The sequence below is a fragment of the Arenimonas maotaiensis genome, from assembly GCF_014638745.1.
Classification (GTDB): Bacteria; Pseudomonadota; Gammaproteobacteria; order Xanthomonadales; family Xanthomonadaceae; genus Arenimonas; species Arenimonas maotaiensis.
Genome location: NZ_BMFO01000003.1, coordinates 181,377 through 205,826 on the forward strand (window position 1 = coordinate 181,377; position 24,450 = coordinate 205,826).

The 24,450-nt window shown below is 67.1% G+C and carries 19 protein-coding genes; 8 read left to right on the forward strand and 11 right to left on the reverse strand.

Going from position 1 to position 24,450, the window contains the following annotated elements; all coding sequences use genetic code 11:
* Positions 1–63 precede the first annotated feature (63 nt).
* Entirely contained in the window at positions 64–702 is a 639-nt protein-coding gene (locus tag IEV56_RS08180) for a response regulator transcription factor (protein WP_188449723.1), read from the reverse strand.
* Positions 699–1,808, reverse strand: coding sequence for a sensor histidine kinase (locus IEV56_RS08185; RefSeq protein ID WP_188449725.1), 1,110 nt, complete (start codon positions 1,806–1,808; stop codon positions 699–701). The genes IEV56_RS08180 and IEV56_RS08185 overlap by 4 nt, the downstream gene beginning before the upstream one ends.
* 142 nt (positions 1,809–1,950) lie before the next feature.
* Between IEV56_RS08185 and IEV56_RS08190 the strand changes: the two genes are divergently transcribed.
* A complete protein-coding gene (locus IEV56_RS08190) occupies positions 1,951–2,637 on the forward strand; it encodes a hypothetical protein (RefSeq protein ID WP_188449727.1) in 687 nt (228 codons plus the stop codon).
* A 3-nt stretch (positions 2,638–2,640) separates the two neighbouring features.
* Here IEV56_RS08190 and IEV56_RS08195 read toward each other — a convergent pair whose 3' ends face one another.
* A complete protein-coding gene (locus IEV56_RS08195) occupies positions 2,641–5,136 on the reverse strand; it encodes an ABC transporter permease (protein WP_188449729.1) in 2,496 nt (831 codons plus the stop codon).
* The gene (locus tag IEV56_RS08200; protein WP_425488568.1) at positions 5,133–5,801 is read right to left on the reverse strand and encodes an ABC transporter ATP-binding protein; all 669 of its coding nucleotides are present in this window, start codon (positions 5,799–5,801) and stop codon (positions 5,133–5,135) included. Before IEV56_RS08200 ends, IEV56_RS08195 begins: the two co-directional genes overlap by 4 nt.
* Before the next feature lie 22 nt (positions 5,802–5,823).
* Between IEV56_RS08200 and IEV56_RS08205 the strand changes: the two genes are divergently transcribed.
* The gene (locus IEV56_RS08205) at positions 5,824–6,465 is read left to right on the forward strand and encodes an arylesterase (RefSeq protein ID WP_188449738.1); all 642 of its coding nucleotides are present in this window, start codon (positions 5,824–5,826) and stop codon (positions 6,463–6,465) included.
* On the opposite strand, the gene IEV56_RS08210 is transcribed toward IEV56_RS08205, so the two are convergent.
* The 6 genes from IEV56_RS08210 to bioB are packed head-to-tail and all read right to left on the reverse strand — an operon-like array spanning position 6,466 to position 11,416.
* On the reverse strand, positions 6,466–6,858 hold the full coding sequence (locus tag IEV56_RS08210; RefSeq protein ID WP_229730222.1) for a GFA family protein: 393 nt from the start codon (positions 6,856–6,858) through the stop codon (positions 6,466–6,468).
* A 2-nt stretch (positions 6,859–6,860) separates the two neighbouring features.
* On the reverse strand, positions 6,861–7,598 hold the full coding sequence (locus IEV56_RS08215; protein ID WP_188449742.1) for a hypothetical protein: 738 nt from the start codon (positions 7,596–7,598) through the stop codon (positions 6,861–6,863).
* The gene (bioC, locus tag IEV56_RS08220; protein WP_188449744.1) at positions 7,598–8,470 is read right to left on the reverse strand and encodes a malonyl-ACP O-methyltransferase BioC; all 873 of its coding nucleotides are present in this window, start codon (positions 8,468–8,470) and stop codon (positions 7,598–7,600) included. The genes IEV56_RS08215 and bioC overlap by 1 nt, the downstream gene beginning before the upstream one ends.
* Positions 8,467–9,228, reverse strand: a complete 762-nt coding sequence (bioH, locus tag IEV56_RS08225; RefSeq protein ID WP_188450002.1) for a pimeloyl-ACP methyl ester esterase BioH — start codon at positions 9,226–9,228, stop codon at positions 8,467–8,469. The genes bioC and bioH overlap by 4 nt, the downstream gene beginning before the upstream one ends.
* The gene (locus IEV56_RS08230) at positions 9,218–10,399 is read right to left on the reverse strand and encodes an 8-amino-7-oxononanoate synthase (protein WP_188449746.1); all 1,182 of its coding nucleotides are present in this window, start codon (positions 10,397–10,399) and stop codon (positions 9,218–9,220) included. The genes bioH and IEV56_RS08230 overlap by 11 nt, the downstream gene beginning before the upstream one ends.
* Before the next feature lie 3 nt (positions 10,400–10,402).
* A complete protein-coding gene (gene bioB, locus IEV56_RS08235; protein ID WP_188449748.1) occupies positions 10,403–11,416 on the reverse strand; it encodes a biotin synthase BioB in 1,014 nt (337 codons plus the stop codon).
* A 76-nt stretch (positions 11,417–11,492) separates the two neighbouring features.
* Here bioB and IEV56_RS08240 point away from each other — a divergent pair, with 76 nt between their 5' ends.
* Positions 11,493–12,125 (forward strand): ComF family protein, encoded by a 633-nt coding sequence (locus IEV56_RS08240; RefSeq protein WP_188449750.1) that lies wholly within the window; start codon positions 11,493–11,495, stop codon positions 12,123–12,125.
* Between the two features lie 7 nt (positions 12,126–12,132).
* Here IEV56_RS08240 and ubiA read toward each other — a convergent pair whose 3' ends face one another.
* Complete coding sequence (gene ubiA, locus IEV56_RS08245; protein ID WP_188449752.1) at positions 12,133–13,005, reverse strand: 4-hydroxybenzoate octaprenyltransferase; 873 nt, start codon at positions 13,003–13,005, stop codon at positions 12,133–12,135.
* 83 nt (positions 13,006–13,088) lie between these two features.
* On the opposite strand from ubiA, the gene IEV56_RS08250 reads away from it, so the two are divergent.
* The 5 genes from IEV56_RS08250 to IEV56_RS08270 all read left to right on the forward strand — a co-directional run.
* The gene (locus tag IEV56_RS08250) at positions 13,089–14,261 is read left to right on the forward strand and encodes a phenylacetate--CoA ligase family protein (RefSeq protein WP_188449754.1); all 1,173 of its coding nucleotides are present in this window, start codon (positions 13,089–13,091) and stop codon (positions 14,259–14,261) included.
* A complete protein-coding gene (locus IEV56_RS08255; protein WP_188449756.1) occupies positions 14,258–15,439 on the forward strand; it encodes a phenylacetate--CoA ligase family protein in 1,182 nt (393 codons plus the stop codon). The genes IEV56_RS08250 and IEV56_RS08255 overlap by 4 nt, the downstream gene beginning before the upstream one ends.
* Positions 15,436–16,299, forward strand: coding sequence for a class I SAM-dependent methyltransferase (locus tag IEV56_RS08260; RefSeq protein WP_188449758.1), 864 nt, complete (start codon positions 15,436–15,438; stop codon positions 16,297–16,299). The genes IEV56_RS08255 and IEV56_RS08260 overlap by 4 nt, the downstream gene beginning before the upstream one ends.
* A 443-nt stretch (positions 16,300–16,742) precedes the next feature.
* On the forward strand, positions 16,743–23,129 hold the full coding sequence (locus tag IEV56_RS08265) for a hypothetical protein (RefSeq protein ID WP_188449760.1): 6,387 nt from the start codon (positions 16,743–16,745) through the stop codon (positions 23,127–23,129).
* 117 nt (positions 23,130–23,246) lie between these two features.
* Positions 23,247–24,450 (forward strand): TIGR03032 family protein (locus IEV56_RS08270; RefSeq protein WP_229730223.1); only part of this gene is annotated, 1,204 nt, incomplete at its 3' end.

The window sequence follows — 24,450 nt, forward strand, 5'->3', positions numbered from 1 at the left end:
CAGTCGCCGCGTACGCGAAAAGGGCGGATCGCATCCGCCCTTTTTTCTTGCCCGCGCCGGGATTCAGATGATGCGCAGAGTGATGGCCTTCAGCACCGCGCGCGTGCGGTCGCGTGCACCGAGCTTGTCGAGGATTTCCGACACGTAATTCTTCACCGTGCCCTCGGACAGGAACACCGCCTTGGCGATTTCGCGGTTGGAATAGCCGCCGGCCAACAGGCGCAGGATGGCGATCTCGCGTTCGTTGAAGGCGTCGGTCGGCGCGCCGGCGTCGCGGTAGGCGTAACGCGAACGCACCGGGTCGGTGGGTACCGGCGCCAGCAGGGTCTTCCCGGCGGCCAGCGCCACGATTGCTTCATGCAGGTCCGCCGGCGAGGCGTCCTTCAGCAGGAAACCCTGGGCGCCGCAGGCGGCCGCGCGCAGGGCCAGTTCGGGCTCGTCGAAGGTGGTCAGCAGCAGCACCGGCGTGGCGTCGCCGGCCGCGCGCAGGCGTTCGACCAGGGTGAAGCCGTCGCAGACCGGCATGCGGATGTCGGACAGGATGACGTCGACCGGCGTCGCGGCCAGGTTGGCCAACAACGCCTCGCCGTCTTCGGCCTGGGTGTCGATGCGCAGGCCGGGAATGCCGGCCAGCAACGCCGACAGTCCGTTGCGCACCAGGGCCTGGTCGTCGGCCAGCGCCAGCCGGATCGTGGCGCTCATGCGCGCACCGGCCAACGCGCCGACAGCGGCATGCCGCGCTCCATGCGCCATTGCAGTTGGCCGCCGAGCGCTTCGATGCGTTCACGCATGCCGTTCAGGCCATTGCCCTGCCCCGACTTGGGCGGCGTCTTGCCGTCGTCGTGGATGTCCAGCCGCCATTCGCCGGCCTGCCGTTGCAGGCGCATGTGCAGGCGGCCGGCGTCGGCGTGGCGCGCGGCGTTGGTCAGCGCCTCCTGCGCGCAGCGCAGCACGGCTTCGGCCTCGACCATGCTCAACCGGTCGACGTCGTCGTCCAGTTCCAGCGCCAAAACCGGCCGCGGCAGCGGCAACGCCAACGCCGCCAAGGCTTCGCGCAGCGGCGGGTGGTCGTGCAGCCGGAGCTGCTGCACCACGGCGCGGATGTCCTGCAGCAACTCGTCGGACAGCTCCGCCGCCAGCCGCAGTTCGGCGGCCTCCGCCAATTCCGGCTTCTGGCGCAGGGCCTGCAGGTTGAGCTTGAGCGCGGTCAGCTTGTGGCCGGCCACGTCATGCAGCTCGCGCGAGATGCGCAGGCGTTCGGAATCCCGTACGCCGGCATCCAGCAGCACCCGCGTGCCGAGCAGTTCGGCGTTGATCGCGGCCAGTTCGTCGCGGGCGCGTTCGGCGCTCACCGCATACCACGAGGTGACCGCCGCGAACGCCTGGAAACTCATGTACATCACGGTCATGGTCAGCGGTGCGCCGAAGCGCCAGACGTAAGCGTAGATCAGGTACACCGCGACGTTGCAGGACGCGAAGATCAGCGCCGCCGAACGGACCGGCCACAGGTAGGTCACCTGCGCCATCACCATGATCAGCAGGATCGGCAGCGAGCCCGCGCGCAGGATCAACATCAGCGTCAGCGCCACGGCCAATTGCCCGAGCACCATCGCGCGGGCCTTGCTTGGCCACAGGAACAAGGCCAGGAACAGCAGATGCAGGGCGACCGGAATCGCCAAAGGCACCGGTGCCGCCAACCACGTCGGCGTTTCCGGCCGTCCTTGAATCAGTTCCAGGCCGATGGCGCCCCAGGCCAGCAGGCCGGCCAGGGACAGAGGATGCCACAGGGATTTGAGGAATTCGCGCATGCTCACAGCATGGCGGTAAACGCGGCCGCGCTCAAGGCGCCGACGGCAGAAAATGACTTCCGGCAGGTCGGAATGGTGACTGCCGGCACCTGAGCCGGCGCAGCCGGCATCGCACACTGGCCGTCTGCTCAGGGAGAACGGCATGGACTATTACGATGTGGTGAAATCCGCGCATGGCGCGATCGGCGCGCTGGCGCTGCTGACCTTCTGGCTTTCGGGTCTCAGCCGCAAGGGCGGCGCCGTGCACCGGACCAGCGGCAAGGTTTATCTTCTGGCGATGACCGGCATGCTGCTCAGCGGCATACCGATGACTGTGGCCTTCTACACGCGGCAACATCCGATCGCGGCATCGTTCCTGGCGTATCTGCTGGTCATCACCGCCACCAGCGTCTGGTGCAGCTGGCGCGCGGTCCGCGACAAGCGCGACTGGGCCGCCTATACCGGCCCCGTTTACCGGATTCTGGTGCTGCTCAATTTCCTGAGCGGTCTGGGTGTCGCCTACATCGGCCTGTTCGTGACCGACCGCATGGCGCTGATCTTCACCGCCTTCTCGCTGATCGGCGTCGTCAGCGCCGTGCGCATGCGGCGCTTCGCGCGCCGCCCGCCGGCGCAGCCGAATTGGTGGCTGCACCAGCATTTCGGCGCGATGATCGGCAACGGCGTGGCGACTCACATCGCCTTCCTGTCGATCGGGTTGCCGAAGCTGCTGCCGACGCTGTCCGGCCCGGTGTTGCAGAACCTGGCCTGGCTCGGGCCGTTGACGGTGTCCGTGTTCGCCGGCATGTACCTCACCCGCAAATACACGCCGGTGCGCAAGGCCGGCGCATAAGCATCACAGTTCGCGCAGGGTCTGCATCGGCGGCGTTTCGGTGACCTTGCGCGTGGCCCAGAGTCCGGCCAGCAAGGCCAATGCCGTGCCGCCCACGGTGCCGTACAGCAGGAACGCGGCGTCGAACTCCCAGGGCAGATCGAACACTTCGGTGGTGATCAGGCCGGTGATGATGCCGGCCGCAACCGACGCGACCAGACCGGCCAACAGCCCGAGGCTGCCGAATTCGGTGGCCTGTGCCAGCCGCAGCTGTTTGCGCGAGGCGCCCAACACCCGCATCACGCCGGCTTCCTGCATGCGCTCGTCCTGCGAGGCCTGCACCGCCGCCAGCAGCACCAGCAGGCCGGCCGCCAGCGAGAAGTAGAACACCGACTCGACCACCCGGCTGACCTGCGCCACGGTGCCGCGCACCTGCGCCAGCACGGCATCGATGTCGATCACCGACAGGTTCGGGAACGCGCGTACCAGCCCGTCCATCGCCGCCTGTTTGGCCGGCGGTACGTTGACCGCCGAGATGTAGCTGGCGGCGAAGCCGTCCAGCCCGCCGGGCGAGACCACCACGAAGAAGTTCGGCTTGAAGCTTTCCCACTCCACCTTGCGCAGGCTGGTGACGCGCGCCTCCAGCGGCGTGCCAGCGATGTCGAAGCGGATGCGGTCGCCGAGTTTCCAGCCCAAGGTTTCGGCGAAATCCTCTTCGACCGACAGCTCCAGGCCGCCGCGGTGGTCGACTGCCCAGTACTTGCCGGCGGTCAGCTGGTTGTCTTTGCCGAACGCGCGCGCCGATGACAGGTTGAATTCGCGTTCGGCTAAACGCTTGGCGCGCTCGCCGGCCGCGGCGTAATCGGTGCCGCTGACCGGCTTGCCGTTCACCGCCTGCAGGCGCGCGCGCACCATCGGATACAGCACCGGTTCGGCCAGGCCATTGGCCTTGGCGAACTCGGCCACGCCCGCTACTTGCTCGGGTTGCACGTTGATGATGAAGCGGTTCGGCGCGTCCGCCGGCAGCGTCTGCTGCCAGCGCGACAGCAGGTCGGTGCGCACGAAGCCGAGCAGCAACAGCGCCATCAGGCCGAGGCCAAGCGCCGAGACCTGGGTCAAAGTCATGCCCTGGTGCCGGCTGAGATTGGCCAAGCCGTAACGCCAGGGGCCGCGCAGGTTGCGGCGCGCGCGTTTCAGCCACCACAACAGCAGCCAGGCCAGACCGGCCAGCGCGGCGGCGGTGCCGCCGATGCCGCCGAGGATGATGGCGCCGAGCGTGGCCGAACCGGCCTTCCACCACAGCAATGCCGCCAGGCCGCCGACGCCGAGCAGACCGACGGTCCAAGCGCTGGGTTCGTTGACCGGCACGTCGCGGCGCAACACGCGCAGCGCCGGTACCTTGCGCAGCGCCAGGATCGGCGGCACCGCGAACGCCAGCAGTACCGTGAAGCCGATGCCGTAACCGGCCAGCACCGGCTGCCAGCCCGGTGCCGGCAAACTCATGCCCAAGGCCTGCGCCAGCCACAGGCCGACCGCCCATTGCAGCAGCCAGGCCAAGGCGATGCCGAGCGTGCTGCCGAGCAGGCCGAGGAAGGCCAGCTCGCCGATCTGCAGAACGGCGATGGTGCCCTGGCTGGCGCCGAGGCAGCGCATCACCGCGCTGCCGTCCAGATGACGCGCGCTGTGCCGGCGCGCGGCCAAGCCGATGGCGACGGCGGCAAGAATCAAGGAGACCAACGCCGCCAGCGACAGGAAGCGATTGGCGCGTTCCAGCGCCGAACGGATTTCCAGACGCGCGTCATCCGACGTTTCCAGCCGCTGCCCGCGGCCCAGCGCGGCGCGGGTCTGCGCGGTGAATTTGCTCACCGCCGGAGTGTCGCCGGCCACCACCAGTCGGTACTGGATGCGGCTGCCGTTCTGCACCAAGCCGCTGGCGGCCAGGTCGCCGTAGGCGATCAACACTTTCGGCGCGACGTTGAAATAGTCCAGCGCGGCATCGGGTTCGCGCACCAGGGTGGCCGCATAGCGCAGTTGCAGGTTGCCGACGCCCAGCGTCTGGCCGATGCGCAGGTCCAGTTTGCGCGCGGCATCGGCCGACAGCCAGACGGTGCCTTGCGCCGGTCCGCCCTGCACCTCGCGTACCGGGCCGCCGGCGGTGTCCCGGATCTCGAAGCGGCCGCGCAGCGGGAAGCGCGAATCGACGGCGCGGATGTCGGCCAGACTGACCGACTCGCCGCTTTGCACCATGCTCGGGAAGGTCGCGGTCTGTGCGTGCTGCAGGCCGAGCGCGCGCGCGCGTTCGGGCACGGCGTCGGGAATCGCGGTGTCGGCGCGCAAGGCGGCGTCGCCGCCGAGCAGGCGGTTGGATTCCTGGCGCAGGCCGGTCTCGGCCCGGTCGGTGATCAGGCCGACCGCGCTGACCGCCATCACCGCCAGCGTCAGCGCCAGCAGCATCAGCCGGATTTCGCCGGCGGCCAGGTCGCGCCGGGTCTGGCGCCAGGCCAGGCGCAGCCGGTTCATGGCAGCAGCCGGCCCGCGCTCAGGCGCAATTGCTGATGGCAACGCGCGGCCAGGCGCTCGTCGTGAGTCACCAGCACCAGCGTGGTGCCGCGGGTGGCGTTGAGTTCGAACAGCAGGTCGGCGATGGCGCTTCCGGTTTCGGTGTCGAGGTTGCCGGTCGGCTCGTCGGCGAACAGCACCGCCGGATCGACCACGAACGCGCGCGCGATGGCCACGCGCTGCTGCTCGCCGCCGGAGAGCTGGCGCGGGTAATGGTGCAGGCGGTCGGCCAGGCCGACCTTGCCGAGGATGTCGCGCGCGGCCACGGCAGGATCGGCGTCGCCGCGCAGCTCCAGCGGCAGCATCACGTTCTCCAGCGCGGTCAGCGCCGGCAGCAGCTGGAAGTTCTGGAACACGAAGCCGACCGATTCGCCGCGCAGGCGGGCGCGGCCGTCCTCGTCGAGTCCCTGCAGTGCGGTGCCGAGGATGTCGACCCCGCCTTCGCTCGGGGTATCCAGCCCGGCCATCAGCGACAGCAGGGTGCTCTTGCCCGAACCCGAAGCACCGACGATGGCGGCGCTGCGGCCGCGTTCGATGGCGAAGCTGACGTCTTCCAGGATGCGCAGCTCATGGTCCGGCAGGCGCACGCGCTTGCCCAGGTTTGTTACCCTTATGGCGGTGTTCACGGATTCGCTCCTCGGAAAAGACATGCTCAATAAATCATTTGCAGTGTGCCACAGCAAATATCAAGGATTCGTGTTCCTGGCGCTTGTGCTATTGGTCACGGCGTTGCCGGTTTCGGCCAAACAGACCTTGCTGGTCATGGGCGATTCACTTTCGGCGGCCTACAACCTGCCGGCCGAGCAGGGCTGGGTCGGGCTGACCGCCGCGCGCCTGAAGAAATCCCATCCGCACTGGCAGGTGGTCAACGCCAGCGTCTCGGGCGAAACCAGCGCCGGCGGCCTCTCGCGCCTGCCGGCGGCGCTGAAGCGGCACACGCCGGACCTGGTCATCATCGAGCTCGGCGCCAACGACGGCCTGCGCGGCCTGCCGCTGCTGCAGACCCGCAGCAACCTGCGCAAGATGATCCGGCTGTCCAAGGCCGAGGGCGCCAAGGTGCTGTTGATCGGTATCCGCATGCCGCCGAATTACGGTCCGGCCTACACCGAGGGTTTCGCCGCCATCTACACCGATTTGGCCAAGCAGGAGAAGACCGCGCTGCTGCCGTTCCTGCTGGAGCCGATCGCGCTGGACCGCGGCTATTTCCTGCCCGACCAGCTGCACCCGAACGCCAAGGGCCAACTGAAGCTGCGCGACCACGTCTGGAAGGCGCTCACGCCCTTGTTGTGATCAGTCGGCGCGGCTTTTGTGCGCCAGCGCGTGCGCGTGGGCTTCCCAGTCGCGGCCGTCGAACGGCACGATGCGCAGTCCGTCCGGCGTCACGTCCAGACAGCGCACGTTCACGTCGATGCCGTCGGGGTTCGAGCGTGGGATGTAGAACGGCTTGATGCCGCATGTCCGGCAGAACAGGTGCTTGGCCACTCCGGTGTTGAAGGTGTAGGTCGTCAGCGCGTCTTCGCCGCGGAGCAGGGTGAACGCGCGTTTGGGCACGATCAGGTGCAGGAAGCCGCTCATCCGGCAGATCGAGCAGTTGCAGTCTTCCGCCTCGGGCATCGGCGGCACCTCCACCGAGAAACGCACCGCGCCGCAATGGCAACCGCCTTCATGTGTCGTGCCGGCCATGGTCATTGCCCGAAATAGGCGCGCAGCAGCATCGCGCGCAGCGCCGGCGGCTGCTCCGCCAATACCTCGAACAGTTCATGCAGGCCGCGGCAACGCGCCTGCGGCGCGCCGTTCTCGTCCTGCAGGCGTTCGTAGCGCGCCAGGCCGTCCGCGCCGAAGCGGCCGGATATCCGGCTGGCGACGCGTTGCATGAAGCCACGTTGCTGTTCGGGCGGCAGGCGTCGCACGGGTTTGTTTTCCGCGTCGATCACCAACGCCGATACCGCCGCCAGCAAATCGTCACGCCCGTCGCGCCAGGGCTTTTGCAGCAGCCACGGCGGGGTGCCCGCACGGTCTTCGCGCGCGGCCGGGGTGTTCAGCAGGATGGCGCACAACGCCGGGTCGTCGGTGGCCGCGGCCATCAGCCGGCGTTGCTGCACGAACATACCCTCCACCGCCGGATCGCCGGCGCGCGCCAGATGGCCGTTGATCGCGTTCAGCGCCAAGCCGGTGGCGATGGCTTCGCTGGCCGCGCGCGCCTCCCGCTTGGGCGCCACCACCAGCCGCTGTCGAAGCTGTTCGCGCCAGGCCGCCTCGAAGCCCGGTTGTTGACGCGCCAGCAGGTCCAGGGCCGGATGTCGCGCGCGGGTTTCGGCGATCTGCGCCTGCACGCGATCGACGTCGCCTTCCGGCGTTACGTCCGCGGCGGCCGGCAGCGATGCGAAAAATACCAAGAGCGCGGCGATGGGCCATCGGCGCATCAGCGGATCCTCCGGGTGATGCCTTCAGGCGAAATGCGGGCCACGATGCCGTCTTCGTGCGGCGGCGGATCGTGCTCGGGGCGGAACGCCATGGCGGCGATCACTTCCCAGCTGCTGGCCACGCGGCCGTGTTGCCGCGGATAGGCGGCGTCCAGCGCCTGCCAGCGGGTCTTGCCCATCAGCCCGCGGGCACGCCCGGCACGCGCGTCGGTGGCGCCGATGGCCTGCAGTTCGCGCATCAGCGCGCGCAGGTCGGGATAATCCAGCGTGTACAGTTCGCGGTCGAGCACGCTGCGCGCGAAGCCCGCGCCCTGCAGGGCGTCGCCGACCTGCTGGATGGCCGCGAACGGCGACACTGCCGGTTCCAGGCCGCAGGCCAAGTAGGTTTCACGCAGTTCCAGCAGCGTATCCGGTCCGAAGGTGCTGAACACCAGCAGACCGCCGGGTTTCAGCACCCGGCGGATTTCGCGCAGGGCCTGCGGCAGCGGATGCGCCCATTGCAGGCACAGGCTGGAAAATACCAGATCGAAACTGCGATCCCGGAACGGCAACTGCAGCGCGTCGGCGCAGACCCGTTTTACCGGACGCCAGAAACGGGTCTGTTTCGGTACCTGGCGCAGCATCGGTAAGGAAAGATCCATGGCCACCACATCAGACTTCGGCCAACGTTTTTTCAGCACGCCGGACGCGCGGCCGGGACCTGCGCCTAAGTCGAGCACACGCTCGGGTGGCGTCTCCAGATAGTCCGACTGCTCCAGCAGCCGCGCCTCCACTTCCTTCTGCAATGCGGCGGCTTCCAGGTATGTGCCCGCGGCCCGGCTGAAGTGCCGGCGTACCGCATCGCGTTGGAACAGGCTATCGTCCTGGTTCATAGGTGTTCGGCGAATCCGGTGATGGCGGCGGCGACCGCCGCCGGGTGGGTGAGGAACGGCGCATGGCCGCCGTGTTCGTCGCAGGCGAAGGTACCGTCGGCGGCTTCGCTGGCCGATTGCATCGCCGCCGCGCTGACCAGGCGGTCGCGCCGGCCGGCCAGCCACAGGCTGGGCATGGCCAGATTCGGCAGCCGTGCGCGCAAATCGACCGTTTCCAGCAGATGCAGGCCTTCAGCCAATACGCGCGCGTCCGGTTCGCCGAACTCGAAGGCGGTGCGCTGCAGCAGGCGCAGGTCGTCGCGCAGGTGCTCGGAGCCCTGCGCCTCCAGCATGAAGAAGCGGTGCAGGGTCTGCGCGTAATCGCGTTCCAGTTCGGCCGCGAATTGGCGGAACACCTGCGCCGGCATGCCGTGCGGCCAATCCGGCCGATGCACGAAGCAGGGGCTGGCGTTCTGCAGGATCAGGCCGCGGCAAGCGGCCGGATGCGCCAGCGCGCCATGCAAGGCGAACAGGCCGCCGAGCGACCAGCCCATCACCAGCGCCGGCTGCGGGATGCGCGCGCGCAGTTCGTCCCAGACCGCGTCGAAGGCCAGCGGCAGTCCGCACGCGCGGCTGCGGCCGTGGCCCGGCAGATCGACCGCGTGTACGGTAAAGCGCGCCTGCAACAGCGGCAGCAGCGGCGCGAACACGCCGCCATGCATGGCCCAGCCGTGCAGCAGGATCAAATCCGGACCGTGGCCGGACGACTCAATATGCAGGGCCATCGTCGTCCTTGATCACGCCATGCAATGTTTCGACCAGCGTTTCGATCTGCGCCGGCGTATGCAGGGCGGTCAGCGTGATGCGCAGCCGCGCCGTGCCCGGCGGAACAGTCGGCGGCCGGATGGCGCTGACCCAGAAACCGCGTGCGCGCAGTGCCTCGCTCCAGCGCAGGGCGCGGTCGTTGTCGCCGGCCAGCAACGGCTGGATGGCGGTATTCGACGGCAACAAAGGCAAGCCGGCGTGCGCGGCCAGCGCGGTGAATTGCCGGATGTTGTTCTGCAGCAAAGCGTGGTGTTCCGCTTCGGTTGCCAGCAGACGCAGGGATTGCGACAGCGCCGCCGCCATCGCCGGCGCCGGTGCGGTGCTGAACAGGTACGGCCGCGCGGTATCCACCAGGTGCGCGATCACGTCGCGGTTGGAGAGAATCAACGCGCCCTGCCCGCCCAGCGCCTTGCCGGCCGGGACCACCAGGATCGGTACGTCCCCGGCACCGAGCCCGGCGGCCTGCAGGCTACCCAGGCCGGTGGCGCCGAGCACGCCGACGCCGTGCGCGTCGTCGAGCATCAGCGTGGCGTCATGACGTGCGGCGATCTGCGCCAGGCCTGCCACATCGGCCGCATCGCCGTCCATGCTGAACACGCCGTCACTGACCAGCAGCCGCAGGTCCTGCGTCGCGCCGTTCAAGGCGGCTTCGGCGGCGGCCACGTCGGCGTGCGGATAGCGTTTCAGCGCGGCGCCGGAGAAACGCGCGCCGTCAATCAGGCAGGCGTGGTTGCGCTTGTCCTGCACGCACAGCGCGCGTGCATCGAGCAGGGCGGTCAGCACGCCCAGATTGGCCAGATAGCCGCTGCCGGCATACAGCGCGGCGTCATAGCCGAACAGCGCGGCGGCCTGTTCTTCCAACGCGCGATGCGCGGAAAAGTAGCCGCTGACCAAGGCCGAGCCGGCGCTGCCGACGCCGTATTCGGCCGCCGCCGCACGGAACGTCGAAACCACCGCCGGATGTTGGGCGAAGCCCAGGTAATCGTTGCTGCAGAAATTGACCAACGTTACGCCATCGCAATCCGCGACCATGCCGAGGCGCGCGTCCTGCACGCGCCGCGTCCGGTCAAGGCCCGCCGCGTGCCGTTGCCGGGCGTCGGCGCGCAGGCGTTCACGCAGCGCCATGGCTCAGGCGGCGCAGCTGCGGTCCTGGCACAGCACGTCGGCGTGCACGGTGGTGCTTTGTTCGGTCACCGGCATGCCGGTGATGCCGAGCTTGGCGAACAGGGCCTGATCGGCTTCCACGTCCGGGTTGCCGGTGGTCAGCAGCTTCTCGCCGTAGAAAATGGAGTTGGCGCCGGCCAGGAAGCACATCGCCTGCAGTTCTTCGCTCATCTCGGCGCGGCCGGCCGACAGGCGGACCATCGAGTGCGGCATCAGGATGCGTGCCACGGCGACGGTGCGCACGAATTCGAAGCCGTCCAGCAGGGCGGTGCCGTGCAGCGGCGTGCCGGCCACCTGCACCAGGCGGTTGATCGGCACCGAGCCCGGGTGCTCCGGCAGGTTGGCCAAGGTCTGCAGCAGCGCCGCGCGCTGTTCGCGCGATTCGCCCATGCCGACGATGCCGCCGCAGCAGGTCTTCAGGCCGGCTTCGCGCACGTTTTCCAGGGTATCCAGACGGTCCTGGTATTCGCGGGTCTTGATGATGTCGGCGTATTCGTCCGGACCGGTGTCGAGGTTGTGGTTGTAGTAGTCCAGGCCGGCCTCCTTCAGGCGCTTGGCCTGGTCGGCATTCAACATGCCGAGCGTAGCGCAGGCCTCCATGCCCATGGCGCGCACGCCCTGCACCATCGCCGCCACTTTTTCCAGATCGCGGTCTTTCGGGCTGCGCCAAGCGGCGCCCATGCAGAAGCGGGTGGCGCCGGCGGCCTTGGCCTGCGCGGCCTTGGCCAGCACGTCGTCCACCTCCATCAGTTTCTGCGCTTTCAGGCCGGTGTCGTAGCGCGCGGCCTGCGGGCAGTAGGCGCAATCTTCCGGACAACCGCCGGTTTTGATCGACAAAAGGGTCGAGACCTGCACCTGGTTCGGGTCGAAGTTGGCACAGTGAATCTCGCCGGCGCGGTGCATCAGATCGGCGAAGGGCAGGTCGAGCAGCGCCAGCACTTCGGCGCGGCTGTAGTCATGGCGGATGACGGCGGTCATGGGGATTTTCCGATGGTGGAGGGGCGGGCCTTGCGGCAACCTGCGTAGGATACCCCAGTCCGTCAACCGGCCGCCAATGAAATTCGTTGACCGTCTCCGCAACGCCTTGAATATCCAGTGGTTCCCGAACCCGTGTCGGCTATGCGGGGAAGAGGCCGGCCCGGCCGCGGCGTTCTGTACCCAGTGCCTGGCCGGTTTTCCCGAGCCGCCGCCGGTACTGGCGCTGGCCAACGGAACGGTGCATGCGGCCTTCTTATATGAAGCCCCGGTCGATGGCCTGATTCAAGGCTTCAAATTCCATGAAGACCTCGGCGCCGGCCGGCATCTGGCGCGCATGGCATTGCCGGTATTGGCCGCCGGCAGGCCACAGGCGTTGCTGCCGATTCCCCTGCATGTCAGCCGTCTGCGCCAGCGCGGCTTCAACCAGAGCCTGGAGTTGGCGAGGTGCTGGAGCCGCGGCACCGGCATTCCGGTGTTCGGGCAGGCTTTGGTGCGCGCCCGCGCCACCGCCGTGCAATCGGGCCTGAAGGGCGCCGAGCGCGCCGCCAATGTGCAGGGTGCGTTCCGCGCTACGGGTCTGCTGCCGGCGCATGTGGCCTTGGTGGACGACGTCTATACCACCGGCGCGACCTGCGCCGCGGCGGCCGAGGTGCTGCTCGCGGCCGGGGTGCGGCGTGTGGATGTCTGGTGCTTGGCGCGGGTGCCGTGAGTGCCGGTTACAGCAGGGAGGCCGCGATGCCGACGAACACCGGCATGCCCACCCATTGGTTGGCCAGGAAGGCGCGGAAGCAGTCCTCGCGGTGGCGCAGGCGCGCGATCTTGAACTGCCAGAGGATCGCCACGCCAGCGGCGGCCAGGCCGACGTAATAGTACGGTCCGAAGTGGTATTGCCGGCCGAGTAGCGCCATCGCGGCCAGAAAACCGGCGAACAGCACGGCGATGCCGGCCAGGTCCATGTCGCCCAGGAAGATGGCCAGCGATTTCGAGCCGGCTTTCAGGTCGTCCTCGCGGTCGACCATCGCGTACCAGGTGTCGTAGCCGGTGGTCCACAGCAGATTGGCCAGGAACAGCAGCCAGGCGCTTTGCGGGATCTTGCCCTGCACGGCGGCGAACGCCATCGGAATGCCCCAGCCGAAGGCGATGCCCAGGTACACCTGCGGGAAATAGGTGTGCCGCTTCAGGTAGGGATAGGTGGCGGCCAGCAGCGCGCCGACCACGCTCAGACCGATGGTCAGCGGATTGGTCAGCAGCACCAGGCCGAACGCCGCCAGCATCATCAGCACGAACGCCGTCAGGGCTTCGCGCGGGCTGATCCAACCGCTCACCAGCGGCCGGGCCTTGGTGCGCTCCACCCGGTGGTCCAGCCAGCGGTCGGCGTAGTCGTTGATGATGCAGCCGGCCGAGCGCGTCAACCAGACGCCGGCGCCGAACACCAACAGCAGCTTCAGCGGCGGCAAGCCGCCGGCGGCCAGCCACAGCGCCCACAGCGTGGGCCAGAGCAGCAACAGGGTGCCGATCGGGCGGTCACCGCGCATCAGCTGCCAGTAGGCGCGGCGTTTCGGGTGTCGGGAAGGCATATGGCTGTTCATGGCGGCTCCTATTCTACGGGATGCTCGGCTTGCAATCGGCGTCGGCATTCATCATCCTGTACGGATATCCGCGCGGCCGAACCATGTCCGAACTGCACATCCCCGACTCCTTCCGTGGCCGGCCCTATGCCGAGCGCCATTTCCGCGCCATCGCCGAATGGGCCGCCGCGCATTCGCCGTTCTACCGGCGCACGCTCGCCGGCGGCGGCCTGCCGCCGCTGTTGACCCGCGAAATCCTGCAGGCGCACAACGACGAGCTGTTGGACGGCCGTCCGGTCACCGGCAAGACCTCCGGCGCCACCTCGGTGCCGGTGCGGGTGCATTGGGATCCCGCGCGCGGCGCGCTCGACACACGTGACAACCTCGCCTACGCCGGTTGGTTCGGCGGCGTGTTGCCGAACGCCCGCATCGTGGCTTTGTCGGCGCATGAGAAAAAGCCGGACACCTTCGAGGTCGCCAGCCCCGTCGGGGACCAGCTGGAATTCCTGCGCGGACGCATCGAGCGCCACGGCATGCGTTCGCTGATCAGCTATCCGACCAACCTGGTGCAGTTGGCCGCGCATCTGTTGGATGCCGGGCGCACCGTGCCGGAGCTGCACCGCATCGTGTGCATGTCCGAGCTGTTCGAACCGGGCCAGGAAGCGGTCATCCGCCGCGCGTTTCCGAACGCCCGCATCGCCGCGACCTATTCCTGCACCGAAGTCGGCATGGTCGCCGGCCGTTGTCCGCACAATCCGGATAACTACCATCTGATGGCGCATAAGCTCGGCGTCGAATTCCTGCGCGCGGACGGCACGCCCTGCGCCGAGGGCGAGGTCGGACAGGTGGTGCTGACCGATTACCACAACCGCGCCATGCCGTTCATCCGCTACGCCATCGGCGACTTGGCGGCGCCGGTCCGGTGTGATTGCGGGAAAATCGAGCTGCCGGCGCTGACCCGGTTGCTCGGCAAGCAGCGCGGCCTGCTGCGGCATCCGGGCGGCGGCTTCGTGTTCAGCACCGAGCTGTCGCCGCACATCCGCGACTCGCCGGAAATCCGCCAGTACCAAGTGGTGCAACGGACGCCGACCGACTTCACCCTGCGCGCCATCGCCCGCGACGGGGCCGATGCCGGCGCGTTCGAAGCGCGCATGCGCGATTTGTTCGTCCGCCATTTCGGTCCGGCCGCGGCGGTCGAGTTCGACTGGTGCGCCGACATCCCGCGCCTGCCGGGCGGCAAGTACATGGAGTTCATCGGATTGAAGGAAGCGGCATGAAACCAGTTTGGATCCCGGACACGTTCCGCACGCGGCCCTATGCCAGCCGGCGCTTCGAGGCCATCGTGCGTTGGGCGCAGGCCGATCACCCGTTCTACCGGCGCTTCCACCCGGATATCGGCCAGCCGCTGCCGGTGGTTACCCGTGCCATGGTGCAGGCGCATAACGACCTGCTGCTGAACGGCCATCCGGCGCAAGGACACACCTCCGGCTCGACCTCGATGCCGATCCATGTCTCCTGGCAGCCCGATCGCATGCGCATGGAGGCCGAAGACACGCAACGGCTGATGCAGTGGTACGGCGGCCCGCTGTCGTACATCAAGATCGTGGCGTTGGCCACCCACAAGGCCGACGAGCGCACGCTCGAGGTCGACTCGCCGCTGGCGGAGCAGCTGGCCTTCATCCACGACCGCCACCAGCGCCTCGGCGCGGTGTCCTTGGTCAGTTATCCGACCAACTTGGAACGGCTGTGCCGTTTCCTGATCGAGCGCGGCGAGACCCTGCCCTTCATCCGCCGGGTCACCGCCATGTCCGAGGCCTACGACGACCATCTGGATGACCTGATCCGGCAGGCGTTCCCGAACGCGGTGCCGGTGGTCACCTACAGCGCGGTCGAACTCGGTTTCATCGCCATCCGCTGTCCGCATCGGCCGGAGAACTACCACGTGATGGCGCACAAGCTGGGCGTGGAGATCCTGGATGAGGACGGCCGGCCCTGTCCGCCCGGACGGCTGGGGCAGGTGGTGGTCACCGACTATTTCAACCGGCACAGCACCTTGATCCGTTATGCGCTGGGCGATCTGGCCGAGAACGCGGTCTGCGGCTGCGGCCGCATCGGCCTGCCGGCAATCACCCGCATCGCCGGCAAGATGCGCGGCCTGCTGCGCAAGGCCGACGGCAGCCAGATGCTGTTCACCCGCCTGTCGCCGGTGTTCCGCGACTCACCCGAGATCCGCCAGTTCCAAGTGGTGCAGCACACGCTCGACCGCTTCACCATCCGCGCGGCCTTGCGCGACGGCAGCGATCCCGCGCCGTTCGAGGCCCGCGTGCGTGAGCGTTTCATCCGCGAATTCGGTCCGGCCACCACGTTGCGCTTCGATTACATGTCCGAGATCCCGCGCACCCCCGGCGGCAAATATTTCGCCGCCCTTTGCGAAATTCCCGAGGACCTACCATGAGCGCTCCAGTCGAATTCCACCGCGAAGCCATCGCCTTGGCCTTGGCCGAAGCGCCCCGTCTGTGCGCCGGCAATCCGGCCGGCGACTGCGCCTGGTACCACGGCAGCTGGCCGGTGCTGAAGGGGTTGGGCGTGTTCGTCAGCCTGAAGTCGGACGACGACTTCCTGTTGCCGCAGCTGCGTGCCGCCATCGCCGGCGGCGCGCGCCGGGTGCTGGTGTCCGGCACCGCCGATGCCGGCATGCTGGCGCGCATCGCCGCTTGTCTGCCGGATGCGCCGGAATTGGACATCACCGTGCTCGATCAATGCGCCACGCCGCTGGCGCTGTGCCGGCAATACGCCGATCTGGCCGGCTTCGGCATCCGCACCGTGCAGGCCGACATCCTGGATTACCGCGATGCCGACGGTTTCGACCTGATCTGTACGCACTCCTTTTTGACCTTCTTCGACGCCGCCGCCCGCCGCATCTTGGTTCGGCAATGGTTCGACCTGCTGCGACCGGGCGGCGCCGTACTGACCGCGCAACGGGTGCGGCCCGGCGAGACCGCGGCCGTCACCCGCTATCCGCCGGGCGAAGTGGCGGCGTTGCAGGACGCCGCCGAGCGGCTGGCCCACGGGCACGGCGATGCGCTTGGCGTGGACGCAGCGCAGGCGCGGCACAGCGCATGGTTGTACGCCGCTCACCACCAGACGCATCTGATCGCGGATTCGGCGCAGTTGCGTGAACCGTTCGACCGGGCGGGTTTTGATCTGGCGTATTTCGCGCCGCCGCCGGCCGATGCGCCGGTGCCCGACGTACCCGGCGCGCCGGGCAATCATCAGGCCGCGCGCTGGCGCATTTTGGCCCGCAAACCGGCATGATCCGCAGGACCCGTGTCCTGGGGGATTTGCGCACTTTGCTCCGATCCGCCCATGCCAGGCCGGGTTGAGTTTTGATTCAAATCAAATTCCCCGACAGCGATGAGCGCTGTCCTCGGGGAGGGCGCAGGCCGGACGTTCGGCCCTCGGATTCGATGCAACCAATTGAAATAAATAAATATTTTAAAAATTGCCCGGCGAATTCCTGAACTTTGTGACGCAAATCGCAGTTTTGGGCGCCCCTGCAAATTTGTAACGGTTGGTAACTCCGTATTGACACTGACATTCACTCGGCGTTCACTGTTCGGTGCAAAGTGCCGGGAAAGGGGTTTAACGGCACGTCAACCGATTTAGGGGGAATCGGACGCCTCGCGGCCTGGCCGCAACGGCATCATCCGGTGGACGAATCTCCCTGACGTTTTCGAATTCACTCAGGAGATGTACTCATGACACGCAAGTCCAAAGCCCGTTACGGCCTGAAGCGCACCTATAAGATCAACCCGACCGTAAAGGCGCTGCGTAGCGCGCTGTTCCTCGGTTTGGCCACTGCCGCCGCCGCGCCCGCGGCCCAGGCCGGCACCTGCGTCCGGGTGGTCAACCAAGTCGTCTGCGCCGGCGATTTCGACCAACAAACACTGGACTCCTGGAACGAACTTGCGGTGGTCGATCCGTTCGATCCGGCCATCGTCGAACTGGACGCGAATGTCACCGTCTACGCCGAAATGGCGGTGGATGCCTGGAATATCGACAATCTCACCCTGATCAATGACGGCAACCTGATTTCGGAATCCGGCTGGTACAACACCGGCTCGATGGCGGCGCTGTACGCCGAGTCCTCGGACGGTTCCGTCGACTTCACCAACAACGGCTGGATCATCTCCAACAAGGGTGACACCTTGATCTCCAACTACGGCGCCTCCACCGGCGCGGTGTTGGATGCCAAATACGGCGTCACCGCGGTCAACAACGGCCTGATCGCCGGTACTTCCTATGATGAATCCGACGATGCCTTCGGCCTGAGCGTGCGCAACCGCGATTACGGCGACGTCAGCATCACCAACAACGCCAGCGGCGACATCCTCGCCCGGAGCAACTGGGATTCGAATGCGACCGGCCTGCGTGCCGACAACTGGGACGGCGATATCACCGTCGTCAACGACGGCCGCGTGGCCGCCGAGGCCGATTGGTGGGCCGTCGGCATCCAAGCCGAGGCCTCGGATGACGTGACCATTTCGGTCGGCGCCACCGGCGAAGTCGACGTCAACGGCTGGGCCGCCACCGGCATCCGCGCCAGCGGCGGCAACTTCAGCGCCATCGCCGTCAACAACAGCGGCAACATCGAAGCCACCGGCCAATATGCCGAAGGCATCTCGCTCTATGGCGATTTCCGCAGCGCGGTCGACGTCGACAACTACGGCAACATCCTGGTCGAGGGCTTCGGCCGCGCGACGGGCGTCAACATCAACGGCAACGGCATCGATGTAGGCATCGACAACTTCGACGTGATCGCCGCGTACGGCGGCAACAACGGCAACATCGGCGTCTACATCGACGGCATGAACGCCGGTCCGACTGGCTACGGTTCGATCGTGCTCAACAACCGCGGCGTGATTTCCGCCGGCGACAAGTACAGTAACCCGTCGGGCAACGTCAGCTACGGCGATTCCACCGGCGTCTTCGCCGTTTCCGGCGGCGACATCACCATCAGCAACGTCGGCTCCTACGGCTCGCCGGCCGGCATCATCGCCGATACCCAGAGCGGCAGCGCCGCCGGCATCTGGGCTGCGTCCTACAGCGGCGACATCAGCATCCAGAACGGCGACAGCAGCAGCAAGTACTCGATCGTCGGCGCCGTGTCCGACAGCGATTACGGCAGCCTGTTCGGCGGCCGCGTGGCCGGCATCTACGCCGAAACCGGCAACGGCGCCATCGGCATCGGCAACAACGGCATCGTGTTCGCCGGCAACGGCAACTACGGCGACGCCATCGGCATCGGCGCCAACGCCTCCGGCGGCGGCATGTTCATGCCCCTGGCCGTGTATGCCGCGCCCGGCGACATCGACGTCACCAACGACGGCCTGGTCTATGCGTCCGCGCTCAACGGCAACGCCTTCGGCATCGACGCCAATTCGGACTACGGCGACATCAGCGTCATCAACAACGGCGCGGTCTGGGCCGATGCCAACAACGGCTTTGCGACCGGCATCGACGCCGATACCGACGCCTTCGGCAGCGTCACCATCGGCAACACCGGCGAAGTCCGGGCCGAGGGCGATTACGGTTCCACCGGCGTGAGCGCTTTCACCCGATACGGCGCCATCAGCATCAGCAATGCCGCGCAGTTCGATTCCTACGGCAATGTCGTGATGGGCACTGGCCTCATCACCGCGCAGACCTACAACTCCGGTTCGGCCACCGGCGTCTGGGCCTACCTGGAGTCCGATAACGCGGACACCGACCTGTCGGTCTACAACGGCGAAGGCGCCTTCATCGGCGCCTCCTCGCCGAACGGAAATGCCACCGGCGTCTGGGCCTACAACGACGGCAACGGCGACAACCTGATCACCAACAACGGCACAATCGACGTCTACGCCGGCGGCAGCTACGGCGACGCCGTGGGCGTCTGGGCCATCGGCAGCGGAGACGGCTTGGTTTCGGTGAACAACAACGGCGCGATCGTCGTCGAGGCGGACGGCAATTCGGGCAACGCCATCGGCATCTATGCCGAAGTCATGGGAGGCAGCTACGGCGACATCAGCGTCGTGAGTGGCGGCACCGGCTTGATCGCCGGCATGACCGACGGCAATGACGGCGACGCTTTCGGCATCAAGACCGTCATGTACGGCACCGGCACCACCACCGTCACCAACTACGGCGATATCGCCGGCATCTACGGCGAGGGCCTGTACGGCGACGACAACGCTTGGGGCATCCACTCCCAGAGCAGCGGCGGCGACATCAGCATCACCAACGCCGCCGGCGGCTTCGTATACATCTATGCCGACGAGGAAAACGGCACCGGCATCCAGGCCAACGCCGGTACCGGCGACATCGCCATCGCCAACAACGGCATCATTGACGTCTACGGCAACTGGTACGCCTACGGCATCGTCGCCAACGCCGGCAACGGCACCATCGACGTCACCAACGCCGGCCGCATCGACGTCTACGCCGACGGCGATTACGCCTTCGGCGTGAAGGCCGCGGGTTACGGCGACATCACCGTCGGCAACACCGGCGTGATCGACGTGTACGCCGACAATGACGGCGCGGTCGGCGTGTACGCCAACGCCGGCGGCTACGGCGACGTGATGGTCACCAACACCGGTTCGTTCGATTCCTACGGCAGCTTCGTCGGCGGCGTCATCGTGGTCGACAGCTACGGCTGGAACGCCGGCATCGAGGCGCACGCCGGTTACGGCGACGTCACCGTCGGCAACAGCGGCCTGGTCGACGTGGTTTCCCGCGACGGCGACAGCAACGGCGTCTGGACCACCACCAACGGCGGCGCTAACACCGTCACCAACACCGGCGTCATCGTCGCCGACTCGAACGCCGATTACGGCACCGCGTGGGGCATCGACGCCGAATCCGGCGCCGGCGCGATCGACGTCAACAACAACGGCGGCGTGGTCGTGGCCATGGCCGAATACGCATGGGGCATCGAAGCGTCGTCCGGCGACGGCGACATCGACGTCAACAACAGCGGCGACGTGTACGCGTTCGGCGGCGACGACGCCTACGGCATCGACGCGCGCAGCTTCGGCGCCGGAGACGTCACCGTCACCAACAGCGGCTACGTGCTGGCGGAAGCCGGCGTGGATTACGCCAGCGGCATCTACGCCAGTACCTGGAACGGCAGCGGCGACGTCAGCGTGACCAATACCGCTTCCGGTGCCGTCATCTCCATCGGCTCCGACGACGCCACCGGCATCGCGGCCTGGGCCGACGTCGGCACCTCGACGGTGGTCAACTCCGGCGACGCCTATGCTTATTCGCACGGTTGGACCGTCGGCATCGCCGCGCAGTCCAACAGCAATTCGGTCAGCGTCACCAACAGCCTGGCCGGCAACGCCGAGGCCGGCAGCGACGTCGGCCAGGCGTACGGCATCAGCGTCTGGAGCGGTTACGGCGCGTTGGTGAGCAACGCCGGCTACGTCGGCGCCTACAGCGAAACCGGAACGGCCACCGGCATCTATGCCGACGCCTGGAATAACGCGAACATCACCGTCACCAACGCCGCCACCGGCGACGTGGTCGCCGGAACCTTCTCCGGCGAAGCCGTCGGCATGGATCTGTTCAGCAATGGCGGAAACATCCTGGTCACCAACAACGGCGACGTGCAGGCCACCAGCAACTACGGCAGCGTGACCGGCATTTCGGCCTACAGCGACTACGGCGACATCACCGTCAACGGCAGCACCGGCAACGTCACCGCCATCAGCAGCAACGGCTCGGCCACCGGCATCTACGCCGAGGCCGGCAACTGGAACAGCTTCGGCGACGTCAGCGTCACCAGCGGCGGCCTGATCACCGCCCGCGGCACCAGCGCGGTCGGCATCTACGCCTACAACAACGGCTACGGCGACGTCAGCGTGACCAATTCGGCCGCCGGCCGGATCGTGGTCACTGCCAGCAACGGCGAAGCCACCGGCATCAGCGCCCAAGCCGACAGCGGCTGGTACGGCGACGCCAATGTGCTCAACAGCGGCAGCATCACGGTCACCAGCAACGGCGATTGGGGCGACGCCTACGGCATGTACGTCGAATCCGATTGGGCCGGCAGTATCGGCATCACCAGCACCGGCTCCATCACCGTGACCGCCAACGGCTACAACGGCGACGCGTTCGGTGTCTATGCCCAGCACGAGGATTACGGCGATGTCGTCATCACCAGCGGCAGCACCATCACGGTGAACGCCAACGGCGATTACGGCGACGCCTTCGGCATCTCCGCCGTCTCCTACAGCGACAGCAGCATCTCGATCAGCAATACCGGCAGCGTTCGGGCCAACGCCAACGGCTACGGCGGCGACGCGTTCGGCATCTATTCCGAGAGCTTCGGTGACGACACTTCGATCGGCAACTCGGGCAACATCCGCGCCACCAGTGCCGACGGCAACGCGTGGGCCGTCTATCACCGCGGCGGCGACGTGGCCATCACCAACGCCGCCAGCGGCAACATCTTCGGCGTGATCCAGACGGCCTACGGCGATGACACCTTCACCAACAGCGGCGACTGGTACGCCACCGAAGGCGACAACAAGTACTCCGATTTCGCCGGCGGCGACGACAGCGTCGTCAACAACACCGGCGCCCGGATCTTCATGGAAGATTCCTGGATCGATATGGGTTCGGCCTCGCAGTACGGCTCGAACAGCTTCCTGAACAACGGCAAGATCTTCATCGACGGCAAGTACAACGTCATCGACATGGGCACGTCGGACTCGGTGTTCACCAACAACGGCGCCTCGCTGCACTTCGAAGACGGCGCCGCCGACGACCAGCTGATCATCTTCGGCGACTTCGCCGGCAGCGGCCATATCGTGGTCGACGCCGACGGCACCTCGATGCTGGCCGACCGCCTGTACATCGACGGCGACGTGCTGACCAACACCGCCAACGTCATCGACGTGTTCATGAACGAGTATCCGAGCCTGCAGGACATGATCGACGGCGAGGAGATCGACGTGGTGCACGTGTCCGGCACCAGTACGGCGGCCAACTTCAACCTGGGCGACGTCACCGTCGCCGAGGACTCGCTGTTCACGGTCGACGTGACGCTCAACAAGCACATCAACTACAGCGGCAGCAACGACCTGTTCGCGCTGGGCTTCGAGATCAGCGGCCTGAGCCAGTCGGGCGTGGCGGTGTCCTCCATCGCCCCGGCGGTGCAGAACCTGTGGCACCTGGGCGTGGGCACCGTATTCCAGCGCCAGGGCAGCAGCCGTGACGGCAAGCAAGGCACCGGCAACAACGGCATGATGTCCGGCTTCAAGGACTTCAGCAACAGCGCCATGCAGGTCGCCGATTACCAGGGCGCCTCCGGCGTCTGGCTGCGCGCCTTCACCGAAGACGGCAACGTGTCCCCGGATGCCAGCCGCAACTTCGGCATGGGCGGCGGTCAAGGCTTCGACCTGAAGAACACCGGCCTCGAGTTCGGCGCCGGCTACGCCTTCAACGACCAGTGGACCGCCGGTCTGCTGGGCGGCACCTCCGAATCCACCCTGCGTCCGGATATCGGTGGTCGCGCCAAGGTCAACGCCGATACCTTCGGCGGCTATGTGACCTATACCCCGGGCAACGGTTTCTACGCCGACTTCAGCTACCGCAGCATGGATTTCGACGGCAACGGCAACGGTGGCGGCGATGACTTCCGCTTCGAAGGCAACGCTGACGGTTACAGCCTGGAGGTCGGTTACGGCTTCAAGACGGCTTCCGGCCTGATCGTCGAGCCGCAGTTCCAGTACAGCAAGATGGATATCAGCCTGGATACGCTGGATTACACCCAAGGCGACTTCGAGCTGACCGACGGCGATTCCAGCCAGATGCGTGCCGGTGTGGCGCTGCGTAAGACGTTCCAGGCCGGCTCCGGCGATTGGACCCCGTACGCGTCGCTGAGCTTCATCAACGAAACCGACGCCAGCAACAACTACCTGATCGGCGGCATCCTGACCGGCAACGTGGACACCAGCGGCAACAGCACCTTGGTCGAAGCCGGCGCCACCGCGCACTACGGCAACATGGTGTTCAGCGGCGGCGTCAACTGGAAGGACGGCGGCGCCTACGACAGCCTGTTCGGCGGCCAAGTCAGCGTCCGCTTCACCTGGTAATACGGCCCCACGGAAAAAGGCCGGCGCAAGCCGGCCTTTTTTTTCGGGCACTGCTAGAATCGAACCAACCGCACGCGGGCGGTGCCCGCATCCCCTTGAAATCCCCGGAGCAAGACGTTGAGCGACAGCAAGAAACCCAAATCCAAGACCACCGGCAAGCCGGCCGAGCAATCCGCCGCACCGGCCGCCGAGACCCCAACCGCCGAGGCCCCGGCCAACGAGACCGCCGACGCGGTCGGCTCGCAGCCGCAGGTGCAGACCGTGGCCGAGGCCGCCGCCGACGGCCAGCCGGCGGCCAAGCCGAAGGACATCACCCAGCTGAAGGTGCAGAAGAGCTGCTCGCGCGGCTTCGGCGCCTGGCTGGCGCAGCACCGCATCTCGCTGGCGGTGACCTCCTACCAGACCGGCCGGGTGTACCTGATCGGCAGCGACCCGAACGGCCGGGTGTCGTTCTTCGAACGCATCTTCGAACGCGCCATGGGCATCGTCGGCAACGCCCAGCGCATCTACCTGGGCGGCCTGTACCAGCTCTGGCGCTTCGAGAACGCGCTGCGCCGCAACCAGGTCATCCACAAGGTGTTCGACAAGTGCTACGTGCCGCGCAACGCCCAGACCATCGGCGATCTGGACATCCACGAGCTCGGCATCCGCAACAACGGCAAGGTCGTGTTCGTCAACACCAAGTATTCCTGCCTGGCCGAACTCGATCCGGTGCACAGCTTCAAGGCGGTCTGGAAGCCTAACTTCATCAGCAAGCTGGCGCCGGAAGACCGCTGCCACCTGAACGGGCTGGCGATGAAGGACGGCGAGCCCAAGTACGTGACCGCGGTGTGCAAGAGCGACTCGGTCGACGGCTGGCGCGACCGCCGCGCCGACGGCGGCGTGGTGATCGACGTGGAGACCGACGAGATCGTGTGCGAAGGGCTGTCGATGCCGCACTCGCCGCGTTGGCACAACGGCAAGCTGTGGGTGCTGAACGCCGGCACCGGCTACCTGGGCTGGGTCGACTTCGAGAGCAAGCGCTTCGTGCCGTTCACCTTCTGCCCGGGCTTCCTGCGCGGTCTGTCGATGATCGGCAACGTGGCCGCGGTCGGCCTGTCCAAGCCGCGCAACGGCCGCTTCGCCGGCCTGGCGCTGGACGAGGAGCTGAAGAAGCGCGACGCCGAGCCCTGGTGCGGCGTGCAGATCGTGTCGCTGACCACCGGCGACGTGCTGCAGTGGGTGCGCTTCGACGGCGACATCAGCGAACTGTTCGACATCAGCTTCCTGCCCGGCGTGCGCAATCCGATGATGGTCGGCCTGCGTACCGGCGAGATCCGCG